General features: G+C 69.2%; 19 protein-coding genes, 1 tRNA gene and 2 pseudogenes. 4 read left to right on the top strand and 18 right to left on the bottom strand.

Going from position 1 to position 25,437, the window contains the following annotated elements; genetic code table 11:
• Positions 1 to 7: 7 nt before the first annotated feature.
• The 14 genes and pseudogenes from dhaM to HKD39_RS15445 form a co-directional block, all read right to left on the bottom strand.
• The gene (gene dhaM / locus HKD39_RS15510; protein ID WP_171200792.1) at positions 8 to 2,455 is read right to left on the bottom strand and encodes a dihydroxyacetone kinase phosphoryl donor subunit DhaM; all 2,448 of its coding nucleotides are present in this window, start codon (positions 2,453 to 2,455) and stop codon (positions 8 to 10) included.
• Positions 2,455 to 3,111, bottom strand: coding sequence for a dihydroxyacetone kinase subunit DhaL (gene dhaL / locus HKD39_RS15505; RefSeq protein WP_171200791.1), 657 nt, complete (start codon positions 3,109 to 3,111; stop codon positions 2,455 to 2,457). The genes dhaM and dhaL overlap by 1 nt, the downstream gene beginning before the upstream one ends.
• A gap of 8 nt (positions 3,112 to 3,119) precedes the next feature.
• Entirely contained in the window at positions 3,120 to 4,121 is a 1,002-nt protein-coding gene (gene dhaK / locus HKD39_RS15500) for a dihydroxyacetone kinase subunit DhaK (RefSeq protein ID WP_171200790.1), read from the bottom strand.
• 168 nt (positions 4,122 to 4,289) lie between these two features.
• A complete protein-coding gene (gene ddaH, locus HKD39_RS15495; RefSeq protein WP_171200789.1) occupies positions 4,290 to 5,051 on the bottom strand; it encodes a dimethylargininase in 762 nt (253 codons plus the stop codon).
• 281 nt (positions 5,052 to 5,332) lie between these two features.
• Positions 5,333 to 6,670, bottom strand: a pseudogene (nhaA, locus tag HKD39_RS15490) (Na+/H+ antiporter NhaA); the annotation flags it as partial.
• Positions 6,671 to 6,860: 190 nt separating this feature from the next.
• Positions 6,861 to 7,367 (bottom strand): pilus assembly protein TadG-related protein, encoded by a 507-nt coding sequence (locus HKD39_RS15485; protein ID WP_171200787.1) that lies wholly within the window; start codon positions 7,365 to 7,367, stop codon positions 6,861 to 6,863.
• Positions 7,367 to 7,909 carry a hypothetical protein gene (locus HKD39_RS15480; RefSeq protein WP_171200786.1) on the bottom strand — a complete coding sequence of 181 codons (543 nt, stop codon included), beginning with the start codon at positions 7,907 to 7,909 and terminating at the stop codon, positions 7,367 to 7,369. The genes HKD39_RS15485 and HKD39_RS15480 overlap by 1 nt, the downstream gene beginning before the upstream one ends.
• Positions 7,906 to 8,256: pseudogene (locus tag HKD39_RS15475) on the bottom strand (TadE/TadG family type IV pilus assembly protein); the annotation flags it as partial. The pseudogene HKD39_RS15475 and the gene HKD39_RS15480, both read right to left, overlap by 4 nt.
• A gap of 35 nt (positions 8,257 to 8,291) precedes the next feature.
• Positions 8,292 to 8,558 carry a hypothetical protein gene (locus HKD39_RS15470; protein ID WP_212754618.1) on the bottom strand — a complete coding sequence of 89 codons (267 nt, stop codon included), beginning with the start codon at positions 8,556 to 8,558 and terminating at the stop codon, positions 8,292 to 8,294.
• 171 nt (positions 8,559 to 8,729) lie between these two features.
• A complete protein-coding gene (locus tag HKD39_RS15465; protein ID WP_171200784.1) occupies positions 8,730 to 9,668 on the bottom strand; it encodes a type II secretion system F family protein in 939 nt (312 codons plus the stop codon).
• Positions 9,665 to 10,519 carry a type II secretion system F family protein gene (locus tag HKD39_RS15460; RefSeq protein WP_171200783.1) on the bottom strand — a complete coding sequence of 285 codons (855 nt, stop codon included), beginning with the start codon at positions 10,517 to 10,519 and terminating at the stop codon, positions 9,665 to 9,667. The genes HKD39_RS15465 and HKD39_RS15460 overlap by 4 nt, the downstream gene beginning before the upstream one ends.
• Positions 10,520 to 10,735: 216 nt before the next feature.
• Positions 10,736 to 11,104: a phage tail protein gene (locus HKD39_RS15455; RefSeq protein WP_171200782.1), complete on the bottom strand. Its 369-nt coding sequence runs from the start codon at positions 11,102 to 11,104 to the stop codon at positions 10,736 to 10,738.
• On the bottom strand, positions 11,104 to 11,634 hold the full coding sequence (locus HKD39_RS15450) for a hypothetical protein (RefSeq protein WP_171200781.1): 531 nt from the start codon (positions 11,632 to 11,634) through the stop codon (positions 11,104 to 11,106). The genes HKD39_RS15455 and HKD39_RS15450 overlap by 1 nt, the downstream gene beginning before the upstream one ends.
• A 1,053-nt stretch (positions 11,635 to 12,687) precedes the next feature.
• Positions 12,688 to 13,767 (bottom strand): ribokinase, encoded by a 1,080-nt coding sequence (locus HKD39_RS15445; protein WP_171200780.1) that lies wholly within the window; start codon positions 13,765 to 13,767, stop codon positions 12,688 to 12,690.
• Positions 13,768 to 13,873: 106 nt separating this feature from the next.
• On the opposite strand from HKD39_RS15445, the gene prfB reads away from it, so the two are divergent.
• Positions 13,874 to 15,001, top strand: coding sequence for a peptide chain release factor 2 (prfB, locus tag HKD39_RS15440; RefSeq protein ID WP_343074744.1), 1,128 nt, complete (start codon positions 13,874 to 13,876; stop codon positions 14,999 to 15,001).
• Between the two features lie 46 nt (positions 15,002 to 15,047).
• Here prfB and HKD39_RS15435 read toward each other — a convergent pair whose 3' ends face one another.
• Positions 15,048 to 15,659, bottom strand: a complete 612-nt coding sequence (locus HKD39_RS15435) for a GNAT family N-acetyltransferase (RefSeq protein WP_171200778.1) — start codon at positions 15,657 to 15,659, stop codon at positions 15,048 to 15,050.
• Positions 15,660 to 15,724: 65 nt separating this feature from the next.
• Here HKD39_RS15435 and HKD39_RS15430 point away from each other — a divergent pair, with 65 nt between their 5' ends.
• On the top strand, positions 15,725 to 16,657 hold the full coding sequence (locus tag HKD39_RS15430) for a phosphotransferase (RefSeq protein WP_171200777.1): 933 nt from the start codon (positions 15,725 to 15,727) through the stop codon (positions 16,655 to 16,657).
• Between the two features lie 42 nt (positions 16,658 to 16,699).
• Here the strand turns inward: HKD39_RS15430 and HKD39_RS15425 are convergent, their stop codons facing one another.
• Complete coding sequence (locus tag HKD39_RS15425) at positions 16,700 to 17,800, bottom strand: DUF2961 domain-containing protein (protein WP_171200776.1); 1,101 nt, start codon at positions 17,798 to 17,800, stop codon at positions 16,700 to 16,702.
• Positions 17,801 to 18,104: 304 nt separating this feature from the next.
• Between HKD39_RS15425 and HKD39_RS15420 the strand changes: the two genes are divergently transcribed.
• Positions 18,105 to 18,178, top strand: a tRNA-Met gene (locus HKD39_RS15420).
• A gap of 886 nt (positions 18,179 to 19,064) precedes the next feature.
• Here HKD39_RS15420 and HKD39_RS15415 read toward each other — a convergent pair.
• Both HKD39_RS15415 and HKD39_RS15410 read right to left on the bottom strand, forming a co-directional pair.
• Positions 19,065 to 22,040 (bottom strand): UPF0182 family membrane protein, encoded by a 2,976-nt coding sequence (locus HKD39_RS15415; protein WP_212754642.1) that lies wholly within the window; start codon positions 22,038 to 22,040, stop codon positions 19,065 to 19,067.
• Positions 22,041 to 22,271: 231 nt separating this feature from the next.
• On the bottom strand, positions 22,272 to 23,369 hold the full coding sequence (locus tag HKD39_RS15410; protein ID WP_171200774.1) for a YlbL family protein: 1,098 nt from the start codon (positions 23,367 to 23,369) through the stop codon (positions 22,272 to 22,274).
• A 241-nt stretch (positions 23,370 to 23,610) separates the two neighbouring features.
• Between HKD39_RS15410 and HKD39_RS15405 the strand changes: the two genes are divergently transcribed.
• Positions 23,611 to 25,350 (top strand): zinc-dependent metalloprotease, encoded by a 1,740-nt coding sequence (locus tag HKD39_RS15405; protein WP_212754616.1) that lies wholly within the window; start codon positions 23,611 to 23,613, stop codon positions 25,348 to 25,350.
• Positions 25,351 to 25,437: the final 87 nt, after the last annotated feature.

Here is a 25,437-nt window from a genome sequence, read left to right as displayed (position 1 = left end):
CGTCCAATCATGCCCGATCGGCAGCGGCTCCAACCGCGGTGGTCCCCCGCCCGCCGGCCGCCTCGGAAGCCAGCGCCGAGCGCAGCAGGTGTTTGATGGCCGGGATCTTGGCGGGGGCCATCGACAGCTCGAACACCCCGCGCCGTACCAGCCCGAGTGCCTGATCCGGCATTCCGGCCATCTCGCCGCATACCGCGACCGGTATGTGTTCCCGCGCGGCGGTAGTGGTCAGCGCGTCCAGAATCCTTTGCAGCGCAGGCGATTGCGGATCAAGCAGTTCGGCGACGCCGGGCTCGGTGCGGTCAGCTGCCATCAGGTAGCTGGTCAAATCGTTCGACCCGACGGAGAAGAAGTCGACGACGCCGGCGAACTGCTCGGCGGCCAGCGCGGCCGCCGGAACCTCGATCATGATTCCGATCTGTTCGGGCCGGGCGTGCGGAACGTCGTCCTGGCGCAGCGAATCGACCGCATCGTCGACCGCCTCCCTAAAGGCCTGTGCCTCGGTGCCCACGGTCACCATCGGCGCCATCACCGAGATCCGGTGCCCCACCGCGGCTCGGCAGATTGCCCGCAGCTGGGTGCGCAGCAGGTGCGGGTTCTCCAGCAGGTACCGCAGGCCGCGCACACCGAGGAAGCCGTTGCGCTGCGGTCCGACGTCGAGGGTTGCCACCGGTTTGTCGCCGCCGGCGTCGAGCACCCGCACCACCACCGGACGATCGCCCAGCTCATCGAAGATTGCGGTGAGGTCAGCGGTTTGGGCATCTTCGTCCGGGTAGGGGTTGCGGTCGAGCACCAGCAGCTCGGTGCGCAGCAGCCCGACTGCCTCGGCGCCGTTGGCGACCGCAGCCACGGCGTCCGCCTGCGACCCGATGTTCGCCGCGATCAGCACCCTGCGTCCGTCCGGCAGTACCAACGGTTCGGCCGCCGCCGCGCGGAGCTCCTCGGCGCGCTGCTCGGCCTCTGCGATGCGCCGCCGAGCATTGTCCGCGACCGCCTGCGGCGGATCGATCTGCACGGTCCCGGCATCTCCGTCAACCAGCACCGTCGTCCCGCTCGGCCAGCGGTCCAGCGCGCTCCCGGTGCGCAGCACAAGCGGAAGTCCGAGCCCGCGCGCCACGATCACGGCGTGGGCGGTGGTGGAGCTGCCGGACAGCACCGCCCCGACGGCTCCGCGGCGTACCAGCTCCGGCACTTCGGCCGGCCCGAGATCGGGTGCAAGGGCCACCGCGCCGGACACCGCCGGCCCGATCCGGTCAAGGTGCACCCCCAGCTCGGCCAGCACCGAAAGGCCGGCCTCCCGCAGGTCGACACCGCGGGCCGCCACCAGCTCGTCGCCGGAGGCCTCCAACCGGTCGGCCTGCTCGTTGACCGCATGCCACCAGGCGCCGGCGGCCCCGTCGGCCAGCCGCTTCGCGGCCAGCGAGCGCAGCTGCGGGTCGGCCACCAGCGCGGCGTGCGCCTGCCCGAACTCACCTTGCCCGGCAAGGGTTTTCGCTGCGGCGATCACGGCAGCGTCGAGTTGTTCCGCGGCCTGCTGCTCGGACTCCGCCGGGATCGAAGCGCCGTCCGGCAGGGTGGCGGGAAGGGCGCCGAGCCGCACCAGCGGGCCGAGCGCCAGCCCGTTCGCTCCGGCCGTCGCATGCACAACGTCGCCGACCACGCGGGGCTCCGCGTCGGACGCCGGCACGCCACCGGCGGGTTGGTCCGCCTCGCCGAACCCGGACCGGATGGCTTGTTCCAGCCGGCCGAGCACGGCGGCACCATCGGGTCCCCACACCCGGATCTGCACCTGATCGCCGCCCCGAAGGGCAAGCCCGACAACGCCGAGGACGGAACGCAGGTCAACCTCACGCTCCCCCGGCCGGCCGATCCGCACGGTCGCCGAGGTGCCGGCCAGCGAACGCGCCAGTTCCGCCGACGGCCGGGCGTGCAGACCGAGCGGGTTGACGATCTGCACCTGTCCGACCGCGGGAATGCCAGGAGGTTCGGGCCGGTGCTCCTCCGCCATCGTGTCGGGCTCGGGCCCGGGGCCTTGACCGGAATTGCCTGCCGCTGAACCGGATCCGCCGGTGGCCGCGCCTGCGGCGGTGCGTGCTGCGGCGGCGACGGCGTCCAGGTCCGCCCCGCCGGCAGCCGCGACGGCTGCGGCGATGGCACCTTCCACCAGCGGAGCGTCCACCATGCGCCAGCGGGCCGCCTGCTCCTGGTCGGCGAACTCGATGGCGGTCTCGGTGGTGAGCTGGGCGGAACCAAGGTCGTACAGCACAACGACGCCGTCGCCGGAGTCGGCCGCGTTCAACGCCTCCGAGATCTTCTCGAAGGACGTGCCGATCTCGTCGGTGTCGGTTCCGCCGGCCGGTTCGATGCTGACGTCCGGCGCCATCTGCGCGGCCAGTGCGGCAACGCCGTCGGCGAGCTGCCGGCTGTGCGAGACCAGGACCAGCCCGACGGTCATCAGCGCGAGTGTTCGGTCTCGACGGCTCCGGCCATCGCGGCCAACAGGTAGGCGGTACTTCTGGCTCCTGGGTCGACGTGCCCCACCGATCGCTCCCCGAGATAGGACGCGCGACCCTTTCGCGCCTGCAGGTCGGTGGTGTCCGCCGCGCCCTGATCGGCCGCCTGCGCCGCCGCGTGCAGCACCTGCGCCGGGTCCGCTCCTTCGGTCGCTGCCTTCTCCGCGGCGGCCACCGCCGGGATCAACGCATCCACCATGGTCTTGTCCTGCGGCTCGGCCTTGCCCCGGGACACCACGCCGTCGCGGGCGGCGGCCAGCACCGCGGCAACCATCGGACCGTCCAGCTCGGGCTCGTCGCCTGCCGTGGTGGCCGCCCGCAGGAAGGCGGTGCCGAACAGCGGGCCGGATGCCCCACCGACCGTGGAGATCAGTGTGGTGGCAACGAGTTTCAGCACGGCGCCGGGGGTTGCCGGCTGCTCGGTGTCCAGCTTGCTCAGCACCGCGGCGAATCCGCGGGCCAGGTTCTCGCCGTGGTCACCGTCGCCGATCTGACGGTCGAGGGTGGTGAGCTCCACCTTGTGTTCGGTGATCGCCTCGGCGGCGGCGCGCACCGCCGCGACGGTGCTGGCTGCGGTGCAGCCGGTGGTGCTGGTCATCTGACTCCTCACACTCCCCAACGCAGCGCAGCGGTGTGCACCGGTGCATCCCACAGCTGCGTCATCTCGTCGTCCAGTCGCAGCAGGGTGATGGACATCCCCTGCATCTCCAGCGAGGTGATGTAGCTGCCCACCAACGAGCGGGCCACCTCGATGTTCTTGCCGGCCAGCCACCGGCGTGCCGAATTGTAGGCAAGGTAGAGCTCGAGCTCGGGGGTGCCTCCCATGCCGTTGACGAACAGCAGCGTCTGGTCACTGGCGGTGAACGGGAGGTCTTCGACAACGGCGGTCAGCAGCGTTTCGACAATCTGGTCGGCCGGCATCAGCGGCACCCGCTTGCGGCCCGGTTCACCGTGGATACCGATGCCGAGCTCAATCTCGTTGTCGCCCAAGGTGAACGACGGCTCGCCGGAGTGCGGCACGGTGCTGGGGCTGAGCGCCACGCCCATCGACCGCACCTGCGAGACGACGCGCTGTGCCAGCGCGGTGACCGCTTCCAGGTTGTCGCCGCGCGCGGCCGCGGCGCCGACGATCTTCTCCAGCAGCACGGTGCCGCCGACCCCGCGGCGACCGGCGGTGTAGGTGGAGTCGGTGACGGCGACATCGTCGTCGATCACCACCGTGCTGACCTCGATGCCGTCGGCAGCGGCCAGTTCGGCGGCGGTCTCGAAGTTCAGCACGTCGCCGGTGTAGTTCTTCACCAGGTACAGCACACCGGCGTCGGCGGCGACCGCCTTGGTGGCGGCCAGCACCTGGTCGGCGGTGGGCGAGGTGAACACCGGTCCCGGCACCGCGGCGTCCAGCATGCCGGCGCCGACGTATCCGCCGTGCAGCGGCTCGTGGCCGCTGCCGCCGCCGGAGATCACCGCGACCTTCCCGGCCACCGGTGCATCCACCCGCACGATCAGCGCCGGATCCTGCTGCACCCGAACCAGATCGGCGTGCGCGGCACCGAATCCGGCGAGCGCCTCGGCGACGACGTCCGCCGGATCGTTGATGATCTTCTTCATCGCTGCGGTCCTCTCGCTGTTCCGGCTCGCCGGCCTGCGCCGCCGGCCGAGCCGATGACGTGCCGCCCGGCTCGATCTTGCCGCTTTCCCCGCGTTCTGGCGAGCCCCAGCGCGGATCCAGTTGCCGGGCCGGCACCGGCTGAGGCTTGTCACCCGAACCGGGCGCGGTCAGTCGCGCAGCCGCACCGAAAGGCAGGTGACGCAGCCTTCGAGCTTCTCGAACTCGCCGATGTCGGTGCTGATCACCTCGAAGCCGAGTCCGGCGATCAGCTCGGCGCTGCGCGGCGCCGCCGCCGACATCAGCACCCGTCCGCCGCCAAGATCAACCACATGTGCGCCCGCCTCCTCCGGCACCGCCCGGAACAGCGGAAAGAAACCGGGATCGTCCACCAGCGGCGGATGGCCGATGACCGATTCGTCCGGCAGCGCGGTGACCGCAGACTTCAGATGCAGCACCTTCCGGGTCGGCACCGCCGTCACCAGATAGCCGAGCGGCGCCACCACCGTGCGCAACGCCGCGACGCCGGCCGGGTCGGTCCGGCCACCCACCCCGACGTAACAGCGCCGGCCCACCTTCAGCACGTCTCCGCCGTCGAGCCGGCCACCGGGCAGGTCGACCGGCCGATAGCCCAACTGGCGCAACGCTTTTTCCGTCCCGTGCACCTCGGCCACCCGCTCGTTGGCGCCCGGTTTGGTGAGCACGGCCGTTTCGCCGAACATCACTACCGTGTCCTCGACGAACACCGCATCCGGGAGCTGGTCGGCGGCCGCCACCTCGACGGTGTCCCAGCCGGCGGCGTCGAGTGCGTGGCAGTAGTCCTGCCACTGCTCGCGGGCCCTGGCGACATCCACCGGTTGCCGCTGCTGGTGCGTCACCAGGCCCTGCTCCAGCCTCGCCGACGGCGGCCGCACCAGCGCTCTGTTGCTCACTCGCGGTCGCCTGGGCGCTGCTCGACGGACGGCCGGGGCGCCGGTTCCGGCGCGGCGACCGGCGCTTGTGTTGCCGCCGGTGCCGGTGCCTGCGGGCCCGCCGGTACCTGCGGGGCCGCTGATGGGTTCCCCGCCGCCGGCGCCGCGGTTGTGCCGTCGCCGGCGTCCGGCTGGTCCGTTGCTTCGCCGCTGCCGGCGCTGGCATCGTTGGCCCCGCCGCGGGAGGACGCCAGCGTCACGGTGCCGCCGTCGGCGGTCTGGTACTCCAGTTCGCCGTCGTCGTTCTGGTAGACGTCCGGCACCCCGTCGCCGTCCGCGTCGAGTTCCTCCTCCTCGCTGATCTGCCGGTACACCCTGTTGCGGATCCGCAGCACAACGGTGGCGAGTACCGCCGCCGCCAAGGTGCCGAGCAGCACGCCGACCTTGACGTGGTCGTCGGCCTCCGAGCCGGATCCGAAGGCCAGCTCACCGATCAGCAGCGAGACGGTGAAGCCGATGCCGGCCAGCAGTGCCAGGCCCAGCACGTCCCACCAGCTCAGGTGCTTGGCCAGCTCGCGATGGCCGAGCTTGTTGACGGCGAAGGTGGCCAGCATGATGCCGATCGGTTTGCCGGGTACCAGGCCGGCGGCGATGCCGAGGGTGATCGGGTCGGACAGCGCCTTGGTGAAGCCGTCCCACCCGCCGACCGCGACGCCGGCGGCGAAGAACGCGAAGACCGGGACGGCCACTCCGGCGGAGATCGGCCGGATGCGGTGCTCGAAGATCTCCGCGAGACCTGGACCGGCGTCCGGGCCGCCAGCCTTCGCCCCGCGCAGCACCGGCACGGTGAAGCCGAGCAGCACCCCTGCAACGGTGGCGTGCACGCCCGATGCATGGATCAGCACCCAGGTGGCGAGCGCCAGTGGCAGCAGGATCCATACCGACCTGATGCGTTTCTGCACGGCAAAGGCGAACAGCCCCAAGGGGATCGCCGCTGCGGCCAGATAGCCGATCTGCAGATCCGAGCTGTAGAAGATCGCGATAATGGTGATCGCCAACAGGTCGTCGACCACGGCAAGGGTGAGCAGGAAAGTGCGCAGACCGGCCGGCAGGTGGGTGGAGATCACCGCAAGCACGGCCAGCGCGAAGGCGATGTCGGTGGCCGTCGGAATGGCCCAGCCCTGCCCGGCCTCGCCGGGGGTGATGTGGTTGACGAACAGGTAGATCAGCGCCGGCACCGCCATGCCGCCGACGGCCGCGGCGATCGGCACCATGGCCCGGCGCGGGTCGCGCAGATCACCGGCGACGAACTCCCGTTTGAGTTCGAGCCCAGCGACGAAGAAGAAGATGGCGAGCAGTCCGTCGGACGCCCAGGCGCCCAGCGACAGGTTCAGGTGCATCCAGTCGGGGCCGACCACGGTGTCGCGCAGCGCCAGGTACGAATCGGCGGCCGGGGTGTTGACCCAGATCAGCGCGGTGACGGTGGCGATCAACAACAGTGCACCACCGACGGTTTCCCGCCGCAGCAGCGACGCGACTCGGCTGGCTTCGCTCCAACTCCCGCGGCCGAACAGCGCGGGCAGGGCCCGCCCGTTGCGGCGGCTAGTGGGCTGCTGGCCTGGTGGTCCGGAGTGGGTCATGGTGCGTCCTTCGGGTGCGGTCGATGCGGCAGGGCAACGGCTGGACACCACTAGCCCTGTCGACCGCCCGGCTGGCGCCGGCGGCCATGCGCACCGTTGACCGATCTCGGGCAGCACCGTGCGCATGCCGACCAGACTTCCCGGCTCTCCTGGTTGTGGATCTTACCGTCGCTCGCGGCGCCGACACGCCTCAGGATCGGGTGAGGTTACCGACCGCGTCGACGGAGATCCCGACCGTGGGATTGCCGAACAGGCCGCCGAACGCCACCTCGGATCTGGCCTGGCAGCGGGCCCTGACGCTCAATTCGGTGGCGGCACCGGTGACGTCGCCGCCGCTGCGCCGCCGGTGCAGCTCCGTTGCCAGCCGATCGTCGAGATCGGTCAGCCGGCCACCGTTGATCTGGTCCGGGGTCAGCTGCCCGGCAACCGCGGAAGCCGCTGCGTCGCAGGCACTTTGCAAGTTCTGCTTGGCCAGCACAACGGAGCCGGCGGCGATCACTCCGACGCTCAGCAGCAACAGGCACAACACCATGCCGAGCATCAGCGGAGTCGCCGACCCGGAATCGCCCTGTGGTGGTCCGAGCGCGCCGGGGCGGACACCACGGCGCGGGTTGCCCCGCTGGTTGCCGCGGCGGCGTCGCCCGGTGACCCGCTGGACGGCCGATCGGCCGGCGGTGAGGCGCTGCTGGCCTCCCATCAGCCCTCCCTGAAGTCGCCGACCCGCAGCGTGTACACGCCGGTCACCGTGTTGTTGTCGCCGGTCAGCACGGTCGGTACGCCGGGTAGCGACACCACGGCGCGGACACAGATGTCGACGGTGTCGCCGGGTGACAGTGGCGGCGGATTGCTGCTGGCGTCGTCGCAGTTGCCGCCGGTGGCGACTAAACCGATCCGCAGGCCGCCGTCCGGAACATGCTGGTCCGCCAGCGCCACCCTGGCCGCGGCGTCGGCCCGGCGCAGCCCTTCGCTGACGGTGGGTGCGGTGTCGATCAGGCGGCCCGAGTCCCGCGCCGCCTGGGTCACGGCGAAGGTGGCCGCTTGCACCCGGAACACCGACAGCAGCACGTAAATGGTGGGAATCAGCAGCAGCGCTGCCAACACCACCACCTCGATGGTGGCGCGCCCGGCGTCACCGGACGGCTTGGCCTCGGGGCCGCCGTGCGGATCGTCGGCAGCGGTGCGGGCAGCATCGCGGCGGGGCGGCCCAGCCGCTTGTTTGCCGTGCCGGCCCGGCGTCACCGGCCCTCCTTCGCGGCGTGCCCGGCCGCCGACACGTCCGGCAGCACCCCGTCCAGCAGCGACACGATGCCCGGTGCCGGCATGGTGCAGCTGACGCCCACCATGCCGACGGTGTCGGCGTCGACGGTGCAGCGCAGGCCGACACTGGTGGAGCCGGCCACCCCTGTTCCGAGTATCTCAGCGACCTTGCCGGCGGCCTGGTCGGCCGGCACGTCGGCGTTCGCGACGTACCGCGCGGCCTGGGCGGCCGCCGAGGCGAGCACGGTGCGGCTGTAGAGCCACAACGCCAGCGATACCAGTGCGAGGAACACCATCAACAGCAGCACGACAACCATCGCGAACTCGGCGACGGACGAACCGCGGTCCGCCGCCGCCCGGTCGGCTACTTGGTGTCGCCGCCGGACTTGTTGACCTTGTCGAAGGCGCTCCGGACCGCGTTCAGCACCTGGTCCTTGAACACCGCGAGCAAGGCGATGACGACGATCGCCGTCATCACGGTGATCATCACCCAGCCGGGCACGTCGCCGCGATCGCGCCCGCGGCGGCCGTCCGCCCGGTCCGACGGCTCCGGCGACCCAAAGCCCCCGATACTGCGTTGGACTCCGATCAGCACCATCGCCAACACCGTGCAATACAGTCGATTCAACATTGTTCCCTCCACAATCGTTGGGGTAGCGAGAGTTTCGGCCGGACTCCCCACCGGCTGAGCGCGCCGTCGGCAGGCTTTGGCCCCCGACGGCCGGCGGAGAATGATCGGGCGACCGGCTCCGTCGTGACGGTGGCCGCCTGGCCGGCGGCGCCGATGTCAGGTAGTTGCCTTTCACGTGGCCACCGCCGTAATGGCGACCAGGCCCGGATACATAGCGAACAAAATGGTCACCGGAAGCACGATGAAGACCACCGGTATCATCATGGCGATCTCCTTCTTGCCGCCGGACTCCAAAAGTTGGCGTTTACCAAGCGCTCTGACGTCGGCGGCCTGGGCGCGCAACACGTCGGCCAGCGGTGTGCCGCGCTCCACCGCAACGATCATCCCGTCAAGAAACCGGGCAAGGGCCTCGAGGTGCGTCCGGTCGCGCAGGGCCGAGATCGCCGTCATCATCGGTGTGCCGGAACGAGTTTCGGCCACCAGTGACTGCAGTTGGCCGGCGAGTTGGCCTTGGGCCAGCCGGCTCACCCTGTCGATCGCGCCGAGCGGCCCTTCGCCCGCCGTCACGGCGAGCGCAAGCATCTCGGCCACCACCGGGAACTCGACGAGGATCTGGGCGTCCCGCTTGCTCACCGCCTGGGTCAGCCACCAGTCTCTGGCCAGCACGCCGCCGATCGCGCAGACCACCACCAGCACCGCGATGATCAACGGATTGCTCTGCCCGCCGAGCACCGCGACCAGGCCGAGCAGCACACCGATGCCGGCACCGGCGGTGCCCCACAACACTTGTTCGGTGCGGAACTGGTCGACCGTCATCGGCGAATCCAACGCACCCAACCGCCGACGGACCGACGCCTGGCCACCGACCACCCGGTCGACGAACGACACCGCGTCCCGCAGCAGCGGCGCCGTCAGCCGGCCGACCACGGTGCCGCTGGGCTTCTCCGAACCGGCCAGCAGCCGCGAGGGCACGTCGGCGCCGCCCAGGTACGGCGCCACCCGGTCCGCCAACCTGCGCCGGCGCAGCGGCGGGGAGAAGACGAGGGCAAGCCACAGTCCGGCAGCGGCCAGCGCCCCGAGCAGCCCGCCGATCAGCGCCTGGGTCGTCATCGCAACACCCGGCGATCTTCCGGCAGCCGCCCGATGTGGAGCATCAATCGATAGGCCGCAAAAGTAAGCACAGCCCCGACCAGCAGAATCAACGTGCCGGTCGGAGTGTCGTACGCTGACAACGTTTCCTGTTGGGTGGCAAGGAGAATCAGCACCAGCCAGGGAGCACAGATAGCCATCCTTGCAGCGTTGATCGACCAACTTTGTCTGGCCAGCAACTCAGCTCTGGTGCGGGCCTCGTCGCGCAGAAATGCCGACAGCGTGGTCAGCAACCGGCCAAGATCGGTGCCGCCGACCTCCCTCGCCACCCTGAGCGATTCGCAGATCCGGTCGCCCACCGGGTCGGCCAGCGCGGCCTTGAGCGCGTCCAACGACTCGTTGAACCTGCCGGTCACCCGGTAGTCGGCACCGAACCGCGCGAACGGCGCGCGCAGCGCCACCGGGCCGCGACTTCCGATGGCGGACAACGCTTCCGGCAGCGACAGCCCGGCCCGCACCCCCGAGGTGAGGTTGTCCACCACCTCCGGCCACAGCTCGCGGAGGTCGGCCTGGCGCTTACGGCGCAACCGGGCAACCACCACCCGCGGCAACACCGCGCCGAAGACCGCGAAGATCACCGACACCGAGACGGAGCGGGTGAACACCACCGATGCGGTGGCAACCACCAGCGCGAGCAGTACCTGCACCGCGATGAGCTGAACCGGCGAAATGCCCGTCAGGCCGGCCTCGGCGAGTTGTTGGCTGGTCTTGCGACCGAACGGGACGCGCGCACGCGTGCGCGGCCGTGCCGTCAGGCCGTGCCAGATCAACAACAGCCCGAAACCGGCGAGCAGACCGACCACTGCACCCACGGTGTCCCCTTCCACCACGAGCCACGGGGATGGGTAGCAACGCCGCGAAACTGCCCGTGACCAGTCTCGTTGACGGCAAACTACCCGGACAAACGGCGCGGACCAACCCCCATACCTCTGCCTGTGGACAACTCTCCGATCCAGCCCCCTTCGGGTGCCGGGCCCACCCGTTTGCGCCATCGGCGACGGACATGCCGAGCCGACAGCGCCACGATGTCACCCGTTCGGGAGCTGGCCAATTCCCACCGCGATGATGAACCTGAGCTGAGTTCCGTCCACCGGCGGGGACGTCGGTAGCTGAGTGGCCGGCGCGACAGCCGCCGGCGAGACGGCGGCCGGCGTGATCCCTTGCCGACATCTGAGCTGCTTGGCGGCGCGATCGGAGATGCCGCCTGGTGCAACCGATCCGCGCAGTGCCGGCACCGCGAACGTGTGGTCGCCCTCACCGCCGAAGCGTTGCCCGAGAACGAGGTAGAGCTCCGGGTACTCGGCGATCGGAAGTCGCTGCCCGTCACACCACGTCCAGCCAGGCGGCGGTTCGGCGCCGCGGAACGGTCGAATCTCACCGAGATACGGCTCAGCCATCAGCGCTCCAGCGGCTCGAGCCGCAGCTCGATCTCGACGTCGAGATCACCGACCGGACTGCGGTTGGTGACCCAGCGAACCCACTGCGATTCCACCTCAAGGACATTGGCCGGGACCGTGGCCACCAGCCGGAGTCCGGCGCGTTCGGCCTGCTCGAAGAGCACCTGCACCGTTTCCCGGCCGACGCCCTGAGCGCGAAACCCGTTGAACAGCATCAGATCGATGATGCGCAGCGTCCGTTCCCGTACCACGGTGGTGACCCGGCCGGCCGGTACCCCGTACACCTCGATGATCTCGTCGGCGGCGTCCGGCCAGCGCTCCAGCCGGTCGTGCTGATGCGCCTGAAACTGCATGTCGATCAGCGCTGAACCGAGCGAGATCGGAAGTGCCGCAAAGTCTTGAGAACGCCAATCGGTGAACAGCGCGGTCAGCAGATCGGCGTCGTAACGGGTCACCGGGCGGCGCCACAGGGCGGCAGGGCGCGCGTCGTCCGCCAACCACGGCAGCGCATCTGCTGCGAAGGCGTCCACGCCGCCGACGGTGTCGCGAGCGGCAGCGCCGAACATCCGTCGGCGCCCTGGCCACAGCCGCACCGAGCCCGGTGCCGGATCTCGCTGGGCCGGACCTCGTTGGACCGGACCTCGTTGGACCGGATCTCGCTGGGCCGGAACAGCTGACGCCAAGTCGGCACCGGGCGGCACGTCCGGGTCGGGAACAACGCTCAGATGCCCGCCGATGCGGTGTGCGCCAAGCCTTTCGGCCCGTAACGCGGCCGTTCTCGGCTCGGGGAGCGGTTGCGGTGCGGTGTCAGGACGACCCGTTCCGTCAAAATCGGCTACCAACAGCGAACCTCCTCACAGCCCGAACGCCCCGTACTCGCTGCGCCGGAACAACTCTCGACGGCCGTACCCGCGCGCCCATAGCCGGCGCGCACCCTTGCACAAGGAACACTCGACATTGCCCCCTCAATACCTGTGTTTCTCAGAACCTGTGTTTGTCGGAACTTGTGGTTCTCGGACACCCGCGCTGCCGACAGCAACAGCAGGTGATTCAGTCCCCTCGGCTGACCCGGTGCGCGACCCCCGACGCCCACCGGGGAACGGTGCACCGCGCCCGTCCCGCCTTCCTACTCAACAGGACCCCGCCGACAACGCGGCGCGCCCACCATTCAGCACGTTTCTCCACCGCCACCCAGCGCCACTCCCGGCGCCGAAACATCAACGGATTCGATGGACCCCACCCTATCTTTGCGTAGTCGCCGGACAAGAGGCTCGGGATGATCTCACCCTTTCGTTGCTGCCCAGCCCCCCGGCGGACCAGACCGGCCCCGACGACGCCACGACCGCACCGGTCGCCTCATCCGCGGCGTAGTGGGGCGCTGAATGCCTGGGCCGCAACGATTTTGCTACCTCAAAGACCGGGCGGCCGGCACCGCACCGGTCCGGGTACGATAAGGAATGTCGGATTGATACCATTCCCCGGCGTCGTTACTAATAGTGACGTCCACTCTCCCCCTATAGGGTCGGCGGTCGCTGGTGAGGTTGAGTATCCGGCCTTGTATCGACGCTCCGAGCCCTTCTCTGCTATCCGGCCGACGACGCCGGCACCTCACGGCGGTAGGGCATCGCTTCGGCCGCACCCGACCGGGTCGCCGCGATCGATGCCGCCCGGACGGCCAACCCGGCGGCATCGGCCATCCCCGCGCCGGCTGACAGCGCGGCCGCCAGCACCCCGCAGAAGCAGTCGCCGGCGCCGGTGGTGTCGACCACCGTGACGGCAGGAGCCGGGATCACCAGCGGCCGCACATCGGTTCGTTCGGGATCGGGCCGGCCAACACCGGGCTGGTCAGGGTCCGGCTGGTCAGGGTCCGGCTGGTCCGGGTCCAGCTGGTCCGGGCGGGTCCGGTGGCTTTCGGTCCTATCGATGACGACGGCCCCGGCCGCGCCACGCGTCACCACGATGTGATCGGGACCGGACACGCCGGCCGCGGCGGCAACCACAGCGTCGACGTCCGCTACCGCCGACGCATCCGGCCGTCCGGCCAGCGCGGCCAGCTCCCCCTCGTTCACCACCAGCACCGAGGTCGCCGCGAGAAGTTCGGCGCTCACCTGCCGCGCCGGCGCGGCGTTCAGCACGGTCGTCCCGGTCGTGGCTCGGAACGCCGCCAGTACCATCTCCGGATCGATCTCCAGCTGCGCCAGCACCACGGCAGCATCGGCCAGCACCGACGACGCCTGCTCCAGCTGCGCCGGAACGAGCTCTCCGTTCGCCCCTGGGCTCACGATGATCCGGTTCTCGCCGGACGGCTCCAGGATGATCAATGCCAGCCCGGTCGGCTGCTCGCCGTCCAGCAGGTGCTGGGTGTCGACCCCTTCGCCGTCCAGCACCTGACGGATCCGGCGGCCACCGGCGTCGTTGCCGACCCGGCCCAGCATGGTGACGGCGGCGTCGAATCGGGCCGCCGCGACCGCCTGGTTGTTGCCCTTCCCGCCGATCCCCCAGCTGTGTGGCCCGCCGAGCACCGTCTCGCCGGCACGCGGCACCGCAGGGGTCGGCAGTCGCAGGTCCTCGTTCAGGCTCCCGACCACAACAACGCCGCCCGCTGTGGCCGCCGGCCCGGATGAACGCTGGTCGCCGGAACGAGGTTCGGAAGGATTCGCCATGACCGGGGTCTATCACAGCGGCGGACTGGCCAGCGCTGGTGGGGCCGCCGCTGGCCCGGCCTGCGCCGACCGGAACGACCCGCGGCGGCGGGTAGCCTGGCCTGTTGTGAATCCGGACGTTGCCGCCAAGATCGCTGAGCTCTCCGCAACCATGTCGTCCATCGAAGCGGTGACCGACGTTGCTGGCCTGCAGAAGCAGATCGCCACCCTTTCCGAACAAGCCAGCGCGCCCGACCTGTGGAACGACCAGGAGCAGGCCCAGCGGGTCACGTCGGCGCTGTCGCACGCTCAGGCGGAACTCAAGCGGGTGCAGGATCTTCGGCAGCGCATCGACGACCTCGAGGTGCTGTTCGAGTTGGCCACCGAGGACGGCGGTGACGCGGCGCTGGCCGCCGAAGCCGAGGCCGAGCTCAGCTCGGTCGAGACCGCCGTCGAGTCCATGGAGGTCCGCACCCTGCTGAGCGGTGAATACGACCCGCGCGAGGCGCTGGTGACCATCCGCTCCGAGGCCGGCGGGGTGGACGCGGCCGACTTCGCCGAGATGCTGCAGCGGATGTATCTGCGCTGGGCCGAGCGGCACAGCTACGCCACCGAGGTGTACGAGACCTCGTACGCGGAGGAGGCCGGCATCAAGTCGACCACCTTCCAGGTGAAGGCGCCGTATGCCTACGGGACGCTGTCGGTGGAACAGGGCACCCATCGACTGGTCCGCATCTCGCCGTTCGACAACCAGGGTCGCCGGCAGACCTCGTTCGCCGGCGTCGAGGTGGCGCCGGTGGTGGAGACCAGCGACCACGTCGACATCGAGGACAAGGACCTCCGGGTGGACGTGTACCGCTCGTCCGGGCCCGGCGGTCAGGGCGTGAACACCACCGACTCCGCGGTCCGTATCACCCACCTGCCCACCGGCATCGTGGTGAGCTGCCAGAACGAGCGCAGCCAGATCCAGAACAAGGCGTCGGCGATGACGGTGCTGCAGGCCAAGCTGCTGGAGCGGCGTCGGCAGGAGGAGCAGGCGGCCATGGACGCGCTGAAGGATGCCGGCAACTCGTGGGGCAACCAGATGCGCAGCTACGTGCTGCATCCCTACCAAATGGTGAAGGATCTGCGGACCAACTTCGAGGTCAGCAACCCCACCCAGGTGTTCGACGGCGACATCGACGGCTTCATCGAGGCCGGCATTCGTTGGCGCCGCTCCGCTGACGGCGCCGAAAGCTCCAGCACCACCGCCTGACGCCGGTCGCGCTCGCCGGCGCTGGTCGGTTTCAGCCCTGGTCGACTCAGCGCAGTGCGGCGGCGCGCTCGCGTTCGGTGAGTTCGCGGTCGGCATAGATGCAGCGGATCGCGGTCGGGTCGGGGTTGCCCTCGTCCGGACCTTGGTGCACCAAGCGCAGGCCCACCTTCTCGGCGACCCTGGCTGAGGCCGCGTTGTGCTGCAACAGGTAGGCGACGACGGGCAGCTCCGGGCGGACGGCCCGAGCCGCGTCCACGCCGGCCTTGGCCACTTCGGTGGCAAAGCCGTTGCCCTGCGCGGAGAACGCGAATCGGTACCCGAGGTTCCAGAAGGCGTGCTGCCGGACCGAGCAGCCCCCATATCCGATGATGGCGTCGGAGTGCCGTTGTCGGACCGTCCAGACGCCGAGATCATCAGCCGCCCAGCCGTCCTGCCAACGGTGCAGCATCGACTCCGTCTGTTGCAGGTCGGTGTGCCGCCGGCTCGGGAAGTGCTCCCACACCCGCGGGTCGCTGCAGATCGCATGCAGGTCGGCGAGATCGCCGGGCTCAGGGCGGCAGAGCCACAGCCGTTCGGTGCTGGTCGTCGCCTCGCCTGGCTCAGCAGCACCGACACCACGGTCGCCGAACGATCCGCGTGGTGGTTGTTCCCCGCTCACCAGCACAGCCTAGTCAGCCGAAACTCAGTTGCCGGCACCCGGCCGGCCCGCTCTAGCCTCGACGGGTGACCCTGCACCCCGACGAGACGCCGATCGACCCGCAACTGGCGAAGACACTTGTGGCGCAACAGTTTCCGCAGTGGGCAGGCCTTGAGCTGGGCCCCGCGGGCGCCGGCACCGACAACGTCATGTACCGGCTCGGCGACGACTTGCTGCTGCGGCTGCCCCGGACGCCGGTCACCGCGAAAGCACTGCACAAGGAGGTCACCTGGTTGCCGCGGCTGGCACCAGCGCTCCCGCTGCAGGTCCCGGCGCCGGTAGCCGTTGGCGAGCCGAACGCCGGCTATCCGCATCCGTGGGCCGTCTACTCGTGGATTCCCGGCGAGAGCGCCGATCTGGCCGAGATAGCCGATCAGGCCGAGTTCGGCCGCTCGCTGGCCCGGTTCGTCCTGGCGTTGCGGCAGGCCGATCACACCGGCGCGCGTCGCTGCGACGGGTTCGACTTCTACCGCAGCCAGCCGTTCCGTGACCGGCCGGCATGGGCAAGACGCGTCGTCACCGACTGCCGGGCGCTACCGGCGGCGGCCGACACCCTCGACCTGGACGCCGCCGCCGCGGTGCTGACCGCCGCGGACGCACTGCCGGCTGTCGGCTCCGACGGGTCGGCACAGCTGTGGTTGCACAGCGACCTGCGGCCGGCCAACCTGCTCGTGCGCGGCGGCGAGCTGACCGCCGTGATCGATTGGGGTGCACTGTCTCTCGGCGACGGCACCGCAGAGCACGCGCCGGTCTGGGACCTGTCGGCCGCCGCCCGCGCCGGCTACCGCGACGAGCTGCGGGTGGCCGACGACGTCTGGCTCAGGGCGGCCGGGTGGTCGCTGATCATCGGTCTCAGCGGGGTGCTGCACTACCACCGCAGCTGGCCCGCATTCGCCGACGAGTCCCGCGCCCGGGTGCGCGAGGTGCTCGCCGACCCCAGCGTCACCGCGCCGGCCTGACGCCACCGGCTGCCCCGTCACCGGCTCCCCCGTCGGCGGCGGCTACTGCGGATCGACCGGGTGCCCGCTCACCTCGAGGAAATCCTGCTCGGGCAACTCCGGCAGGTTCGCGCTGGGCGCGTCGAGATAGAAGTAGCCGACCGAAGAAATGTCGTCGGTGAGCGGACGGTAGCGGCCCCCGGTCTGCCAGCCGAGCGCCTGGATGTCGACCCGCAGATCCTGCTGGAAGTTGATCGGATCGACCACATGCCAGCGGTACATGCCGAACCGCTGCTGGCTGGAGTACAGCCCGTCCGGGCGGATCACCTGGTGCAGTCCGAGGTACGGCGTGGAGAACTCGACGTAACCGCGCCCTGGCACGTCGAAGTTCCATGCACCGCCGATGTAGTCCTCGGTACCGGTGCCGGCGATGGTGGGAAAGTCGGTGTCGCCGTCGAGATAGAACTTGATCTCACCCTCGCCCCACCAGCCGGTGTTGTTCACTCCCCAGGCGAGGTAGGTGCCAACGTACTTCCCGTGTCCGGACACCGTGTCGATGATTGGGTGGGTCTGCTTGTAGGGCAACGGGTTCGAGCGGTGGAACTGTGCGTGGAAGTAGCCGGCGCCGGTCAGCTCGCGGCCGGTCTCGTAGGTGATCTGGTAGTACACAACAACCTTCTCGGCGGACCGGTTCTCCAGCGTCAACCTGGCGCCGTCGGTGAACGGCATGGGCCAGTACGAGTTGAATCCGCCGTTCGGGTTTGCCGCCACCATCTGCGAGCTGAGCTGCGCGAACTCGCCCCAGCCCGACCCGAAGAAGTCGCCGTACGGCGTCTCGACGGCGGGGGTATCGGCGCCGTCCCAGTAGGCGCGCAGGATCAACCGCCGCCAGTTGTTGCGGTGGGTGGTGGCCCAGATGTGGGTGATGACGCCGGCGCCCGGGATGTTGGCCAGCTCGAAGGTCTCCCCCGGTTCGATCTCAACGCTGGGCGAGACCTTCCAGCCCTGTCCGAGATCACGCGCGCACTGCGCGCCGGTGCCGTCGGTGGCCTTGGCACCACCACCCTTGCTGCCGTCGAAGTTCTCCGGGCTGATGGACCAGGTCTGCGCCGACGACAGCAGCGCCAGATCGCCAAGGCCAGGCAGGAGCGGGGAGTTGGTCACGCTGATCTCCTTCGATCAGTTCGGTTGCGGTGTGCGGGTGTTGAAGTGTGCAGGTGTTGCGGCGTGCAGGTGCTGCATGCGCAGATGCGGTGCACAGCTGAGCCGCAGCCGCGGTGTTGCGGCGACCGAAGCCGACCAGCGGGCGACCAGCGGCCGAACCGGGGCCGGCTCCGGATCGGGTCAACCGTATCGGCCGGAAATCGATTACGTAAAGGGGGTTGCGGGCTTCGCCGTCGGCTCCGACCACCGGAGCCACCCGGCGATTTGGTTGCCGTTCACCTGGTTGCTACAGTGGAGTTACCGACGCGGGGTGGAGCAGCTCGGTAGCTCGCTGGGCTCATAACCCAGAGGTCGCAGGTTCGAATCCTGTCCCCGCTACAAAGTGATGTCGCTTGACATCGGAATAGGCCGGACCTGCATCGTGCAGGTCCGGCCTATTTTCTTTGGTGGGCCTGGTGGACTCGGTGGGCCGGGTGGCGGCCGGTGCACCTGCGCAAGGGTTGCTTCGCGGACTGCCGTCCGGACTCGGCGCCGTTCAACAGCACTATTCGACGCGGCGCTGTTCAAGACTGCACGGTCCGACGGTGCCCTCCCACGCGGCGCTGCCCGACACGGTTTGTTCGACGCGGCGCTGCCCGACACGGTTTGTTCGACGCGGCGCTGCCCGACACGGCGCCCCGCAACCAGGCAGTTTTCGCGATCACAACCGTTCCGGAACGGCACAACCGTTCCAGCATGCTGCAGCGGTTGTGATGTACCGGAACGGTTGTGTTGGCCGGATCGGTGCGCTCAGCCGCCCGAGCTAGGCGGCGCCGAGCTGGTCGCGGCCCCGGGCGGCGGTTCCGTCGTTCCCGGCAATGGGTCGCACTCCCTCAGCGACCCTCGGTGGCGTTCCCACCGCACGAGGCCAACTCGCTCGAAAAATGTGCGGCTCGACTCGCGTTCGCCCAGGTCGACCAGGCACAACGCGCATCGAGCCGCAGATTCTTCTCCCCAGTCCGGCCTAAAGCCGAGCCGAGCCGAAGCCGGCCGGGCAGGCAGGCAGGTCAAATCCGCACCGCCCGCCGGGGCACGCCACCGCGCGCGGCACGCCGCCGCGCCCGGCTCAGCCGCCGCGCCCCGCTCAGCTGCCGCGCCGGGGGGCGCCTCCGCCCCGCAACCAGGCAGTTTCGCGATCACAACCGTTCCTGTACGTCACAACCGTTCCAGCATGCTGCAGCGGTTGTGATGTACCGGAACGGTTGTGCTGGCCGGATCGGTGGGCTCAGCCGCCCGAGCTAGGCGGCGCCGAGCTGGTCGCGGCCGCGCCGGCCGGCTTGGCGACGCGCAGGTAGTTCTGCACGGCCTGCTCCAGCTTGGAGTTGGCGGCGCCGATCTTGGCCAGGTCCTGGCTCTTTTTCGCCGCTTCCAGTTCGGCCAGCGCGGCGTTCATCTGCTCCACGGCGGCGGCTTCGTCGGCCGGCGGCACGGTGATCTCGCCGGTCGGTGAGGTGACCGTTGCCTCGGTCGGGGACGGCACCTGCGCGGCGTCCGATGACGGCGGCTGGCTGCCGCTGGACGGGGCACCGGTCTGCCCGCTGTTCACCGCGTTCTCGGCTGCCTCGACCGACGCCGGGTTCTTGGTGGCGGCATTCGAGAGTGCTTGCGCCAACGTCGATCCCATGCCGACCCGGCCCCCGAACCACACGAACACCTGGCTGAACGTCGGGTACGAGCTCTCCGAGTTGGCCTGCAGATAGAACGGCTCGATGTACATCAGCCCCTGCGAGGTCGGCAGCGTCAGCAGGTTGCCGAACAGCGCCCGGTTGCTGCCGCCACGGGTACGCGTGGTAATCCAGTTGGAGATGTCGTCGTCCTGATTGAACAACTGCTGCACCAGTTTCGGCCCAGGCGTCTGGGTCGACGTCGGGAAGGTCAGCACGTTGATCTTCCCGTAGTTCTCCGGGTCGCTGTTGGCGGAGATGTAGGCCGCCATCAGATCACGCTCGAAGCCCGTCATCGCCGTGGTCAGCTCGAACCGCGGCTCGTCCTCCCCCGGCTGGCTGACCTGCAGATAGTAGGGCGGTTGCGCCGCCTCGACGCTCTGCTCGGTCGGATCGTCCGGCACCTTCCAGAAGTTGCCCGAGTTGAAGAACTGGGTGCCGTCGGCCACGTGATACTTGGCCAGCAGTTCGCGCTGCACCTCGAACAGATCTTGCGGATACCGGAAGTGGGAACGCAGATCCTCAGTCACCGCGCTGTCCGGCTGCAGCAGCCCGGGGAACACCTTGTCCCAGGCGTTCAACATCGGATCTGGATCGTTTTGATCCACCCGGTACAGCGTCACCGTCCCGTCGTAGGCGTCGACGGTCGCCTTTACCGAGTTCCGGACGTAGCTGACGTTGGTCTCGACCTGCCGCGCGGTGGCGCCCTGCGCCGACTGCGAGTTGCGGGTGGCGTCGGCCAGCGACATCTGCTGGGCGTACGGGTAATTGCCCGCAGTGGTGTAGGCGTCGACGATGAAGGTGATGCGCCCGTTGATCACCGCCGGGTACGGGTTGGTGTCGATGGTCAGGAACGGAGCGGCCTTGGCCACCCGGTCACGGACCTGACGGGTCTGCAGCACCTTGGACTGGTCGTTGATCAGCGACGAGAACAAGAAGTTCGGCTCGCCGTAATAGCTGGCGAACACCAAGCGGCGGAACAGGTTTCCGACCCCGATACCGGCCTTGCCGTCGTAGGTGTAGCGCTGGGTGGACGTGTCGTACTCCTGCGGCGCTGTGCCCTCAGGTGCGCCGACGATGGCGTAGTCGCTGCCCAGCTGGCCGAAGTAGACACGCGGCTGGTCGACTGGGATGGTGCCCTTGTTGTCGATGTCGGAGACCGTGAACTCCGGCAACCCGGCGACAACGGTGTTGGCCGGTGCGGCCACGAAACCGTTGCCGTGGGTGTAGGTCATGTGCTCGTTGATCCAGTTCTTCTGGTTCTCGGCGAGCGCATTCGGGTTGATCTCTCGCGCCGCGACCACGAAGTCCTGGGTCTTGCCGTCGACCTCGTAGCGGTCGACGGCCAGTCGGGACGGGAAGCCGTAGAAGTTCTCCAGCTGCTCCCGCTGGGTGAACGTCGGCGACAGCAGGTTCGGGTCGAGCAGCCGCGCGTTGGGGACGGTCGCGGTGTCGTCCGCCATCGCCCTGATCACCTGCGGGTCGCTGGAGACGACGTCGTTGTAGGGCTTGGTGGTGACGGTGTCGGAGCCGATGCCGTAGGCCGCCTGGGTGGCTTCGATGCTGCGCTGGATGTACATCGGTTCACGTTGCGATGCACTGGGTTTCACCACCACCTGCTGCAGGATCAACGGCCACAGACCACCGATCAGCACGCTGGAGAGCACCATCAGCGCCAGCGCGATCGCCGGCAGTTTGACCGAGCGCAGCACCGCTCCGACGATGAAACCGCCGGCACAGATCACCGCGATCACCATCAGGATGATCTTCGCGGGGAGCACCGCGTTGACGTCGGTGTACGACGCACCGGTGAAGATGCCGCCACGATTCGAGAACAGCAGGGTGTACCGGTCGAACCAGTACTGCACCGCCTTCACCAGCACGAAGAACCCGACCAGCAGCGACAGCTGCAGGGTGGCGGCGGAGGTCACCCTGCGACCGGGTCCCTGCAAGCGGATGCCGCCGAAGATGTACTGGATTGCCAGCACCAGCACGAAGCAGATCGCCGTGATGATGAACAGGCTGGTCAGCACCAGCTCGATCATCGGCAGCTTGAAGACGTAGAAGCCGACGTCGTGCCCGAACTGTGGGTCGGTCTGACCGAACGAACCGCCGTGCAGGAACAGCTGGACGGTGGTCCACTGCCCCTGCATCGCAAGGCCGCAGATGATGCCGATCACCACGGCAGCAGCGATCGAGATCAGCCGCGGCCGGCTGGCAATCGCGGTGCGGTACGGCGCCAGCGGGTCGTTGCTCGGACCGGACGGCACGAACACCGGGCGCGACCGGTAGGCGAACATCATCGCAAGGAACGCCAGCCCGCCACCGAGCACCGCGGCAATAACGAACATCACCAACCGGCTGAGCAGCTGGGTGGTGAACACCCTGGCAAAGCCCACTTCCCGGAACCACAACAGGTCGACGTAGTACCGCGCGAACTGGAACCACAAGAAGACCAGCACGATCAGCGCGACTACCGCGATCAGTACCCGCTTGGCTCGCTTAGACATGGTCGGCAAGCCGACCCCGGGCCGCATGCCCACGCCAGACGCTCCTCACTCAGCTGTTACTGCACTGCCCATTCGGCGGCTTCCCGCAGCTGGCACCGGTGGCGCTCACCCGACAGCGCGAAGCTCTGCGACGGCACGGGCCGTCAAGGCTATGTCCGGTCAACTGTAGAGGCGCCGGATTGGTTCCCCGGCCGTCCGGGGCCGGCCCGCGGCGTGCGGGTGACGAACGCCTGCAGGGACCGTCACCCGCGGGAAACGTCAACAACCCCGGGGAGTCTGGCCCTTGCCCAGTTGGTCCATCGCCGTCATCGCGTCGGTCAGGGTGCCGACCCGCACCAGCTCCAGCCCTTCCGGCACCCTGGTCAGCGCTTCCTGGCAGTTGGCCGCCGGTACCAGGAAAACGGTGGCGCCGGCCCGGCGCGCGGCGATCATCTTCATCAGGATGCCGCCGATCGGTCCGACCTTGGCCGAGCCGTCGGGTTGCGGATCGATCTCGCCGGTGCCCGCGATGAAGTGCCCGGAGGTGAGGTCGCCTGGGGTGAGCTTGTCGATCACCCCGAGGGTGAACATCAGACCGGCCGATGGCCCGCCGATCCGGTCCAGCGAGATGTTCACGGTGAACGGCGCGTACGGCCGCTGCACCGGTTCGATCCCGAGAAAGCCGGTGTTCCGCACGGCGGGGTCGGCCTGTTCCGGATTGGGCCGCTTGCCGAGCGTGATCCGCACCGTCACCGGTTTGTCGTCGCGCACCACACCCACGCTGATCTGCTGGCCGGGACGGGTGTTGCTGAGCGTGGCCAAAAGACTCCGGACATCGGTCACCTTGCTGCCGTTGATGGTGGTGATGCGATCCTGCGGCTGCAGCTTGCCGGCGCTGGGCGCATCGTTGAGCACGTTGCCGGCATAGGTGGCTTCCGGATATTTCAGATACTCCAGTGCCGCCAGTTCCGCGGCCGATCGCGACTCGGTGAACATCTGCTTGTTCAGCTCGTTGACCTGCTGCACCGTCTTGCCAGGCGGATACACGTCTTCCCGAGGCACCAGCGCGGTGTCACCGCGGAACCACCAGCCCAGCGACTCGAACAGCGTCATGTCGTCGTTGGTCACCGAGATGGTGGTCATGTTGAGGTGACCCTGATCCGGAAACGTCTGGTCGACCGACGCCGGAATGTCCTTGCCCTGGAAGGTGATCACCTCCTGGCCGTTGACGGCGGACAGGGTGTTGTAGGTGACGCCGGGGCCGAGACCGACATAGGGCGCGGGGACCAGGGCTCCCACCGCCACCAGCGCGAGGGCGACCACGGCTCCGGTGACGAGAACACGAGTGCGGGTGGTCCACCTGGACGGCGAAGGCATGTGCACGAGGGTATGTCGCCTGGCTGGGCGGGCGAGTCGGGGTGGGGCCGGCTACGCCGGATGATCCCGTCGGCGGCTGTGGTTGGTCGCGGTTGTCGGTGACCCGTCAGCTGGTTGGTCGGCTGCGGAGCCGGTGGCTCCTCGGGTGGCCCTGATCGACGATTTCGCTGTGCGCGATCGCTGCCGCGGGCCGACGACCGTCGGCGCGCGCTCGCCGGAGCGGGCTGCGTACCGTGGACTTATGACGAATCTGCCGTTCGGTTTCAACTCCGACGACTCTGGCTCCGGCGGATCCGGTGATTCTCCGGACGGCACCGGCGGTTCCGGGTCGGGCGGTTCCGGGTCGGGCGATTCCGGCTCGAGTGGCGCCGGCGGTTCGAGTGGCGCCGGCGGCCCTGGTGGCCCCGGTCAGCCGCCCGGTTCCGATCCCTTCTCCGCGTTCGGCTTCGGCTCCGGCGGTTTCCCCGGCTTCGGCGGCCAGGGCGGGCAGGGTGGCCCCGGCGGCTTCGACCTGAACCAGCTCGGCAACATGTTCTCCCAGCTCGGTCAGATGATGTCGCAGGCCGGAGCGTCGGGACAGGCCGGCCCTGTCAACTACGAGATGGCCGAAAAGGTTGCCCTGCAAGGGCTTCCCGCCATGCACCCGGCAAGTTCGGTCGATGTCGACAAGGTGCGTGACGCGATCCGGCTGGCCGAGGTGTGGCTGGACGGCGTCACCGGGTTCCCGGCGGGCGAGCGCACCGTCACCGCGTGGAACCCGCGGCAGTGGGTGCAGCAGACCATGCCGACCTGGAAGCTGCTGTGCACCCCGATTGCCGAGCGGGTGTCGTCGTCATGGACCGACGCGCTGCCGCAGGAGCTGGCCGCGCAGGTCGGGCCGATGCTGGGGATGATGCAGTCGATGGGTGGCATGACGTTCGGCACCCAACTGGGCCAGGGGCTCGCCAAGCTGAGCACCGAGGTCCTCACCTCCACCGACATCGGGATTCCGCTCGGCCCCGACGGCACCGCCGCGCTGCTACCGACGGCCGTCGCCGAGTTCGGTCAGGGCCTCGGGTTGGACGAGGACCAGGTGCGGCTGTACCTGGCGCTGCGCGAGGCCGCCCATCACCGGCTCTATGCGGCCGCACCGTGGCTGCGCCAGCGGGTGATCGATCTGGTTGCGGCCTACGCGGCCGGCATCACCGTCGACTTCTCCGAGATCGAAAACCTTGCGGGACAGTTCGATCCGAGCAATCCGGCGGCGATCAACGAGTTGCTGTCAGGGCAGGGTGAGTCGGCCGGCCTGCTCGAGCCGAAGATCACCCCCGGCCAGGAGTCCACCCTGCGGAACCTCGAGACCCTGCTGGCGCTGGTCGAGGGCTGGGTGGACACCGTCGTCACCGATGCGGTCGGCGATCGGCTGCCCGGCGCGGCCGCGCTGCAGGAGACCATGCGGCGGCGCCGCGCCTCCGGCGGCCCGGCGGAGCAAGCCTTCGCCAACCTGATCGGGCTGCAGATGCGCCCGCGCCGGCTGCGCGCCGCCGCACAGCTGTGGAAGAGCGTTGCCGACAGCCGCGACGCCCAGGCCAGGGACGCGCTGTGGGGCGATCCCGATCTGCTGCCGAGTTCGGCCGACCTTGACGATCCCGAGGGATTCCTGCAGCGGGACAAGCAGTTCAGCGAACTGCTCGCCGGTCTCGACGACGTGCAGACCATCGAGGACCTCGAAAAGCTGGACAGCGCAAGCGATCCGGGCCCGGCGCAGACCGGAGCCGATGCGGGTGAGCACGCAGACAAGCTCCCGGACAACGGCGAGCGCGCCGAGCACAGCGAGCCCTCCGACGAACGTCAGCACGGTGGCGAAGGCCAGGACAACAGCGAACGTCAGGACGGTGACGAACGTCCGGACAACAGCGAAGGTCAGGACAACAGCGGGCGTCCGGACCGGGACGAACCCGATCAGGGCGACCAGCCGGGCGGGTCAGCACCGCACCACTGACCTGCTGTGCCACTGACCTGCTGTGCCACTGACCTGCTCTGCCGCTGACCTGCCGGGTCACTGACCTGCTCTGCCACTGACCTGCCG

The organism is Nakamurella aerolata (genome assembly GCF_013002705.1).
In the GTDB taxonomy this organism is placed as follows: domain Bacteria; phylum Actinomycetota; class Actinomycetes; order Mycobacteriales; family Nakamurellaceae; genus Nakamurella; species Nakamurella aerolata.
This window is presented reverse-complemented; position numbering and strand designations above follow the sequence as displayed.